This window comes from Pseudomonas sp. (genome assembly GCF_026224925.1).
Lineage (GTDB): Bacteria > Pseudomonadota > Gammaproteobacteria > Pseudomonadales > Pseudomonadaceae > Aquipseudomonas.
In genome coordinates, this window is the sequence record NZ_JAMFRV010000341.1 from 1 (window position 1) to 8,661 (window position 8,661).

8 protein-coding genes are annotated in these 8,661 nt (G+C 56.6%); all 8 read left to right on the forward strand.

The window, feature by feature from the left end:
- A partial coding sequence (gene ehuB / locus M0974_RS14965; protein ID WP_297838091.1) for an ectoine/hydroxyectoine ABC transporter substrate-binding protein EhuB occupies positions 1-761 on the forward strand: 761 nt, incomplete at its 5' end.
- A gap of 37 nt (positions 762-798) precedes the next feature.
- Positions 799-1,788: a succinylglutamate desuccinylase/aspartoacylase family protein gene (locus tag M0974_RS14970; protein WP_297838093.1), complete on the forward strand. Its 990-nt coding sequence runs from the start codon at positions 799-801 to the stop codon at positions 1,786-1,788.
- A 98-nt stretch (positions 1,789-1,886) separates the two neighbouring features.
- Positions 1,887-2,564, forward strand: a complete 678-nt coding sequence (gene ehuC / locus M0974_RS14975) for an ectoine/hydroxyectoine ABC transporter permease subunit EhuC (protein ID WP_297838094.1) — start codon at positions 1,887-1,889, stop codon at positions 2,562-2,564.
- 3 nt (positions 2,565-2,567) lie between these two features.
- Positions 2,568-3,218, forward strand: a complete 651-nt coding sequence (gene ehuD / locus M0974_RS14980; RefSeq protein ID WP_297838097.1) for an ectoine/hydroxyectoine ABC transporter permease subunit EhuD — start codon at positions 2,568-2,570, stop codon at positions 3,216-3,218.
- The gene (locus M0974_RS14985) at positions 3,211-4,002 is read left to right on the forward strand and encodes an amino acid ABC transporter ATP-binding protein (protein WP_297838100.1); all 792 of its coding nucleotides are present in this window, start codon (positions 3,211-3,213) and stop codon (positions 4,000-4,002) included. The genes ehuD and M0974_RS14985 overlap by 8 nt, the downstream gene beginning before the upstream one ends.
- A 268-nt stretch (positions 4,003-4,270) precedes the next feature.
- Positions 4,271-6,409 (forward strand): TonB-dependent receptor, encoded by a 2,139-nt coding sequence (locus M0974_RS14990; RefSeq protein ID WP_297838102.1) that lies wholly within the window; start codon positions 4,271-4,273, stop codon positions 6,407-6,409.
- A gap of 28 nt (positions 6,410-6,437) precedes the next feature.
- Complete coding sequence (locus M0974_RS14995) at positions 6,438-7,868, forward strand: LLM class flavin-dependent oxidoreductase (RefSeq protein WP_297838104.1); 1,431 nt, start codon at positions 6,438-6,440, stop codon at positions 7,866-7,868.
- 315 nt (positions 7,869-8,183) lie between these two features.
- A partial coding sequence (locus M0974_RS15000; protein ID WP_297838106.1) for an LLM class flavin-dependent oxidoreductase occupies positions 8,184-8,661 on the forward strand: 478 nt, incomplete at its 3' end.

Genomic DNA, 8,661 nt, shown 5'->3' on the forward strand with positions numbered 1-8,661 from the left:
ACGGGCTGACCGCAGGTATCGCTAACGAACAGCCTTACGCCTATATCGGCACCGATGGCAAAGTGACCGGTGCCAACGTTGAGGTGCTGCAGGCGATTCTTACGCCGTTGGGCATCACCAAAATCGAAACGCCGATCACTGATTTTGGTTCGTTGGTGCCGGGGCTGGCAGCCGGACGTTTCGACCTGATCGGTGCAGGCCTGTTCATCAATACCGCCCGCTGCAAAGTGATTGGCTACTCCAACCCGGTCACCCGCTCCGGTGGAGCGTTCATTGTAAAAGCCGGTAACCCACTTAAGTTGCACAGCCTAAAAGACGTTGCAGCCAGTGGCAAAGCACGTCTGGCGACGCAACCGGGCACTAACCAGGTTCAAGAAGCCAAAGACAGCGGCATTGCTACCAACAACGTAGTCCTGTTCGACAAGGACACCGAAGCCTTGGCCGCGCTGGAAGCTGATCGGGTTGACGTGGTGTATTTCCCGGACGCGGAAATCATCAGCTTGGTCAAGAAAGCCAACAGCACATCCATCGAACGTGCCCTGCCCTTCGACCAGATTCCTGACGCCCAAGGCAAGCCAACCTGGAATTACCACGCCTACGGCCTGCCTAAAAATGACCCTGAGTTCACTCTGGCGTTCAACGAACAGCTGGCCAAACTGCGTGCTTCAGGCGAGCTGCTGAAAATCCTGCAGAAATACGGCTATACCGAAAACGAGTTGCCGGGCGCTGGCATTACTGCTGCGCAACGCTGCAACCCTTAACGCATCGTCTATAACCGTACGCACCACGAGGCCTTCGATGCCAGCCCTGCAAAAGCACATCCTTGGAAAAGCCGGCTCATTGAGTTGGGGAACACTGACATTTGCCCACCCTACTTTGACTGGCGTGGAGTGGCCGTTCTTTGATATCGAATCCACACTGCCGGGGGCAAAGCTGGCGATCATCGCCGGCATGCACCCCAACGAAGTCGACGCCATGGAGGCAGCGCTTCGCTTGAAGGACTATTTCACTGAAAAACTGGTACGCGGTTCGGTGTCAATTTTGCCGGTGCTGAATATTCCGGGCCTGTTCGAACACGCCGAGTTTGTTTGCCCGGTCGACGGCAAGAACATGAATTTTCTGTCGCCCGGGGATGTAAACGGCTCGTTCAGCCAGGTGTTGATGCACGAGGTGCTGCACGAATGGTCGAAGGACGCAGACGTTTTCATCGATTTACACGGCGGTGACTTGCGCGAAGAAGTCGCACGCTTCGTGATGTGCCAGATGACCGGAGCGCCAGAGTTTGACCAGCGGACACGGGCGTTGGCGCATCAGTTCGACGCTGACAGCATCGTCGAGTTCGCAGTCGAACAAACCAATAACCGAGGCCGTGCCACCAACGAACTGCCTTGGCTCGGCCGCCATGCAGTGATGGCTGAAGGCGGCGCCAACGGCGTTTTCGATCCGATATGCATCGAGTTTCATTTCAATGGGGTCGCTAACGTCGCCCAGTTTCTGGGCATCACCGAAGATCGCGAACCGGCACAGAAACAACGTCGCAATGTGGTCGTGAGCAATTTTTCGAAAGTCGAAGCGCCTATCAGCGGACGACTTTATCTGGACGTTGCGGCTGGCGAGCACGTCGTCGCTGGCCAACGTCTTGGGCACCTCAAAGACATTTACGGGATACCCCAGGGCGAGCTGCTGGCGGCCCACGATGGCTTGGTGTTGATGGTGGTCAACCACCCAATCGTCAACCAGGGCGAATGGTTGATAAGCCTTGCACCGCTCACTCCCGATACGCCATGAACGCAGCACCCTGAACGTTTGCCACTGACCCTGGGCACCACCCATTTGGCGTCCAGGAAAGTGAGCAGCAAAGGCCTCAACCCACACGAGTACAGGCCATGTTTATCGATCCCTCTGCTGTGGCTACAGCAACGTTTATCGCACGTCAGTTAGCACACGGTGCGGTGGTGACGCTGGAGATTACCTTCCTGGCGGAACTGGTGGTATTGGTGATGTCGTTCGTCATCGCCTTAATGCGCCTATCACCCTGGAGAGCGCTGCGCTGGATCGCCACGGTCTATGTCGAAATTCTGCGTGGCATCTCGGCGCTGGTGTTGCTGTTCTATCTGTTTTTCATTTTGCCGCTGTTCGGCATCAGCTTGTCACCCATGGCTACCGGCGTGATTGGCTTGGGCCTGACCTTCTCCGCCTATGGCTCAGAAATCATCCGCTCAGCATTGATCAATGTCAGCCTCGGGCAACGCGATGCAGTGCGGGCGCTGGACTTTGATTCCGCCACCGCGTTTCGACGAATTGTATTGCCTCAAGCCCTGCCATTCATGTTGCCGCCAATGGGCAATCAACTGGTCGAATTGATGAAAACCACCTCGTTGGTTTCGTTGATCACCTTGAGCGATCTAACGTTTTCCGGCAGCCAGCTCGTGACCACGCTAGGTCAACAAACCTTGATTTGGTGCATCGTGCTGGTGTGCTACTTCGTCATGGCATGGCCATTGAGTTGGCTGGTTCGTCGATACGAGCAACACAGCACCGCATGGCGCCGGTCCAAGGAGTAAGTCATGAATTTTGATTATGCATTTGCCTGGTCGATTATTCCGGACCTGCTTCGGGGTTTAGTGGTCACCATTCAAGTCGTGGTGCTTGGTTTCCTGCTCGCGGTACTGGTCGGCCTGATACTGGCGATTACCCAAGGCTCGAAGTTCGTGGCGGTCCGTAGACTGACCAAGGCGTACCTGAGTTTTTTCCGCAACACGCCGTTGATGGTTCAGCTGTATGTGCTGTTCTTCGCGTTTCCATTGGCGGGCATTACGCTGCCAGCGATTTCTACCGGCGTCATCGGCCTCGGGCTTTACTACGGCACTTACATTGCCGACGCGTTTCGAGGTGCAATAGACGGCATACCGGCGGGCCAATGGGATGCCGCCAAAGCGCTGGACTTCGATACCAGCACCACGTGGCAGCGCATCGTGTTACCGCAGACCATCAAGCCCATGCTGCCGATTCTCGGCAATTATCTGATCGGTATGTTCAAGGAAACGCCGCTACTGGCGGTGATTACAATCCCTGAGCTGTTTCAGGCAGCTAAACAAGTGGCGGGGATGACTTACCGCTACAACGAACCCTACACACTGATGGCCCTGATGTTCTTAGCCATCAGCATTCCAACCTCCTTGTTGTTTAAATATTTGGAAAGGCGCAGTCATGTCTAACCTTGCAAGCATCATCCGCACTGCGCCGGCGCAAATAGCGCTCAAACAAGTGGTCAAGAGTTATGGCGCTACACGAGTAATCGATCACCTTGACCTCAGCATTGTACAAGGGCAGAAGGTCGCGTTGATCGGCCCCAGTGGCTCGGGAAAATCCACCGTGCTGCGACTGATCAAAGGGCTGGAAAGCTACCAGCACGGCAGCATCGAAGTCGACGGCGCAGCTGTTCCAGGCAAGCCGCCAGGTTGGCGCTGGCCGGGCACGAAAAGAGCCCCAGTCATTCATCGGGTCGGCATGGTGTTCCAGCAATTCAACCTGTTCCCGCATCTAACGGTGCAAGAGAACATCACCGAGGCGCCTTTCAGGGTGTTGAAATTGAGCCGTGAAGAGGCCCAGGAACGCGCCCATCAATACTTGGGACTCGTTGGCTTGAGCCATAAGGCCGATGCCTACCCGAGCCAACTGTCTGGCGGCCAACAGCAACGTGTGGCCATCGCCCGCACATTGGCAATGCGTCCGCAGGTCATGCTGTTTGATGAAGTGACCTCCGCACTTGATCCCGAACTGGTAGGCGAAGTATTGGCGGTCATCCGCACCATCGCCCACGAACAACAAATGACCATGCTGCTGGTGACGCATGAAATGAAGTTTGCTCAAGATATCGCCGATCGGGTGCTGTTTATGGAGGCTGGAAGAATCGTCGCGGATGGATCCCCCGAGGAGATATTGGTTGACCCGGACAACGAGCGGACCCGGCGCTTTCTCAATCGGGTTGAACAGCGTTAAGTAAATAAGCAAACCTTTGTAGGAATAAATTCGGCCCTCAGAAACTGGGCCAACAACTTACGCCGCAGCCAAACTGCGAAGTGTTGGTTGTGCGACAGTTGTCCAACAAACTGTTGTGAACTATATGCGCGACTTTCCGCTGCCCCTCTTTTTATAACGTTGATGTCACGTTTTTCATATGGCACGCCACTTGCTAAAGCTCCTTATAGAGCCCGACTATTCCAATAGACGCTCCTTCCAGACATTAGGCGTTAAAGGAGTAATTAGCGTGGGTTCAATCCATCCGGGAAGCGGCGCAGTTCGTCGCAAACTTCCACTTGCAGTAGCCATCAGAGCAGGGCTACTGGTGTTGTTTTGGCAAGCCAATGCTCATGGCGCACCGGCCAATAGTGACAGTTCCACTGCTCCTAGCCTCTCCACCGTGGAGGTGACCGGACACGCTGAAACCGAAGTAGAGGCCGCCAAGACCCGCCTGAACAAGGTTGCAGGCGCAGTCAGCGTGGTCGACAACAAGGAAGTAGCCAAGGGCCAGGCGGCGACTGCCCAAGACGTGCTGGCCTTCCAGCCCGGCGTGTACGCCCAAGCTACCAGCGGCCAGAGCGCCGCCAAGGTATCGATTCGCGGCTCGGGGCTCAACAGTTTCTACGGCGGCTATGCGCTGGGCATCAAGTACTTGTATGACGGCATCCCCATCACCGGGCCCGGAGGCACACAGGAAGATTTGCTGGACATGGCAGCGGTGGACCATACCGAGGTGCTCTCCGGGGCCAACGCCTTTGCCTACAGCGCCCTGACCCTTGGCGGCGCCATCAACATGGTGACCAACAGCGGCTACACCGCGCCGGGCAATTCGATACACCTGGAGGGTGGCAGCTTCGGCTACCGCAAGGAGCAACTGAGTACAGGTGGCGTGGTCGGCGACAGCGATTATTACTTGTCGGTACTCCAGAACCAGCGCAACGGTTATCAAGATGATTCTGCCAACCACGGCAAAGACGTGGTCGCTAACTTCGGACATGTATTCAACTCGAAACTTGAAACTCGCCTTATTATTCGTTATCGCGACGAAGTCAACACCAACGCCAGTACACTGACCAAGGAGCAGATCAAACACGACCCTACCGCCAACAATTATCGCTGGGTGCGAAAGAAGCCTGGCACCACGTTTTTGGGCAGTATCACCACCTATACTTTCGATGATGATTCCAAACTTGAACTGGGCTTGGGCTATCACCATTACACGCTGACTGACGGCCTGCACTATTACGCGAACCCCGGGCAGTGGGATTCCACCGACCTGTCCACGTCATTGCGCTATATGCGCGAAAACGATCACCTGTTCGGCTTACGCAGCGACACCACCCTGGGTTTCAGCAGCACCGTGCTGATGCCGGGCGACGTGAAGATCCGCGACCCCAACAGCTGGGCACAGGTGGAGCGCGTCAAGTTCTCGGGCTCGCGAGACACGGTGTTCACTCTGGGCAACGAGCTGCAACTGACCGACCGGGCCTGGTTGTCCACGGGCCTGTCTTTGGCCAATAGCCAGCGAGATGTGCGGGTGGCGTATGCGGTCAACCAAAACACCAGCAGCCAGTTCCCCAGCGCGGTCAACTACGACGACTGGAACCTGGCGCCGCGCCTGGGCTTTCGCTACGCGCTGACATCAGGTGTGCAGTTGTTCGGCAACGTTAGCCGCTCGATCGACCCGCCAGTGACCTGGTACTACTCCTCAGGTCCCGTCTCCAACCCTTATATCCAGCCGTTGCACGCGCAGAAGGCCAATACTGCAGAGATCGGCATTCGCGGCAACCAAGGCATTTTTGACGGCAGCCTGACGTTCTACCGCTCTTGGGTGCAAGGTGAGTTGCTGTCAGCGGTAATCGCCGACGCCACTGCTACGTCTAACGAAATAGTGTCCAATACCAACGCCTCGCCCACCATTCACCAAGGCGTGGAATTCGGCTTAAGCACTCAGCTGTGGAAAGGCGTCAGCGGCGACACGATCAAGTGGCGCCAGGCCTACACGGTCAACGATTTTTACTACCGTAATGACCCGACCTTTGGCAGCAACCAATTGCCCGGCATACCTCGCCAGGTGTACCAGGCAGCCCTGCAGTATCAGCAGGCAAGCGGCTTCTATGCCGACGTAAACATGAACTACGCCTCCAGCTACTACGTGGATTTCGCCAACACCGTGAAGGCGCCGTCGTACACGATTTTCGGCGCGAAGGTTGGCTATGAGACGCCAAGCAAAGAATGGAGCGTATTTCTCCAGGGCAACAACCTGACCGACCAGCACTACGTCACGGCGTCGAAGAACTCCTATGACCTCAAAGGTGTCGATTCGGCCAACTTCTATGTCGGCGACGGTATCGGCTTCACCACCGGCGTGACCTACAGATTCTAACCATCGACGCACAGGGAGCGAATCGCAGATGAACCCCAAGCAATTGCACGTCAACCTGTTCGAAATGAACTGCGTGAGCCATATCACCCATGGTTTGTGGGTGCATCCGGACAACAATCGGCACCGTTTTAACGACCTGGACTACTGGACAGAACTGGCCCAACTGCTAGAGCACGGCTGCTTCGACGCGGTGTTTCTGGCGGACGTGATAGGCACCTACGATTTATTTCGCGGCGGCCCGCAAACGTCCTTGCGCGAGGCCATGCAGATCCCCAGCAACGACCCCCTGCTGCTGATACCGGCAATGGCAGCGGTGACCCGCAATCTGGGTTTCGGCGCAACCTTTTCCACCACCTACGAGCCGCCCTTTGCCTTCGCCCGGCGCATGAGCACACTGGATCATCTGACCAAGGGCCGCGTGGGCTGGAACATCGTTACCTCCTACCTGCCCAACGCAGCGCGCAATTTCGGACATCTCGACCAAATCAACCATGACCACCGTTACGAAATCGCCGACGAGTACCTAGATGTGCTCTACAAGCTCTGGGAAGGCTCCTGGGATGACGATGCCGTGATCCAGGATCGGCAACGTCGCATCTACACAGACCCGGAAAAAGTGCGCTACATCGACCATGTGGGTGAGCACTTCCAAGTTGCCGGGCCGCACCTCTGTCAACCCTCGCGCCAGCGCACCCCGGTGCTGTTCCAGGCTACCGGCTCGCCCGCCGGTACAACCTTCGCCGGGCGTCATGCCGAGGTCGTGTTCACCGGCGGCGCCAGCCACGAGACGGTACGCCGAAATATCGCGACGATGCGCGCCCAGGCGGTGGCCCAAGGACGTAGCGCCAACAGCATCAAGTTCGTGGTGATGGCCTCGGTGATCGTCGCCAGAACAGAAGATCAACTGGCCCGCAAGCTTGAGGACTACCGGCGGTTGATCAGCGTCGAGGGCTCCATGGCGCATTTCCAGTTGCCCATCGACCTGCTGGCACACCCACGGGAAGAGTTGGTGTCGAGTGTGCTCAATCGGGAAAAGATTGACTCGCTTTTTCTCGATTATTTCCCGCCGAACGAGACCATTGGCCAGGCCCTCGACCGCTTGTCGCGGCTCGATCAGGGTTATTTCTTCGTCGCGGGTACGCCCCGAGAAGTGGCCGATCGCATCGAGCAATGGCTGGACGTGGACGGCATCGACGGGATCAACCTACGCCAGTTTCTCTCCTTTGAAACCGCTCGAGATTTCATCGAGTTGGTGGTGCCCGAGCTGCGCCGTCGCGGCCGTTATCGCGAGTCCTACAACGACGGCGAAACCTTGCGCGAGCGGCTGTTTGGTGAGGGGCAGGCGCGCTTGCCAGCAGAGCATTTCGGCACCCGATACCGCGACCCCGCGAACTTGCGCATCGCCGCCGAACCTTTGCGCTCTACCTCGCTCTCGCAGCCCGTCGAACAAGGTCATTGACCTTATGCGAGTTTTTTATCGGCCAATGTTGGGATTGTCGCTGCTTACGCTGGGTACCTTACTGTCTGCCTGGGCACAGCCATACTCTTCACCGAGCGCTGGCAGACCGCAGACTAAGAGTTTCATTCCTATAAACCAAAACTAATTACCGGCCTTAAACCATTTTTATTGAGTGTTCATAAGCTAAGACTCAAATGTTATTTATGTACTTATTTTATATCCACTACTCTCGCGTCAACTTTTCAACTGTTGCTTGATTAACTGTCCCGGTACACACAGCGACTCAACAACTGGCCATCCTTTAAGGACTTCATCATGGATGTATTCTGGTTCCTACCCACCCACGGCGACGGCCACTACCTCGGCACCACTAAAGGCGCCCGCCCCGTCACCTTGAATTACCTGAAACAAGTGGCCCAGGCCGCAGACAACCTCGGTTATCACGGAGTACTGATTCCAACCGGCCGCTCATGCGAAGACTCGTGGGTGATCGCCTCGGCGCTGGTGCCGTTGACTGAACGCTTGCGGTATCTGGTGGCGATTCGTCCGGGAATCATCTCGCCCACGGTGTCGGCGCGGATGGCCGCAACGTTGGATCGACTGTCCGGTGGTCGACTGTTGATTAACGTGGTGACCGGTGGCGATCCAGACGAAAACCGTGGCGACGGCAGCTTTCTCGACCACAGCGAACGCTACGAAGTCACCGACGAGTTTTTGCAGATTTGGCGTCGGGTGCTGCAAGGCGAATCCGTCGACTTCGAAGGCAAACACCTGCGCGTGCAGAACGCCAAGG

Bases quoted from the DNA above. Each gene is read 5' to 3' on its own strand.
- M0974_RS14970 (WP_297838093.1), top strand. From the start codon at position 799: ATGCCAGCCCTGCAAAAGCACATCCTTGGAAAAGCCGGCTCATTGAGT.
- ehuC (WP_297838094.1), top strand. From the start codon at position 1,887: ATGTTTATCGATCCCTCTGCTGTGGCTACAGCAACGTTTATCGCACGT.
- ehuD (WP_297838097.1), top strand. From the start codon at position 2,568: ATGAATTTTGATTATGCATTTGCCTGGTCGATTATTCCGGACCTGCTT.
- M0974_RS14985 (WP_297838100.1), top strand. From the start codon at position 3,211: ATGTCTAACCTTGCAAGCATCATCCGCACTGCGCCGGCGCAAATAGCG.
- M0974_RS14995 (WP_297838104.1), top strand. From the start codon at position 6,438: ATGAACCCCAAGCAATTGCACGTCAACCTGTTCGAAATGAACTGCGTG.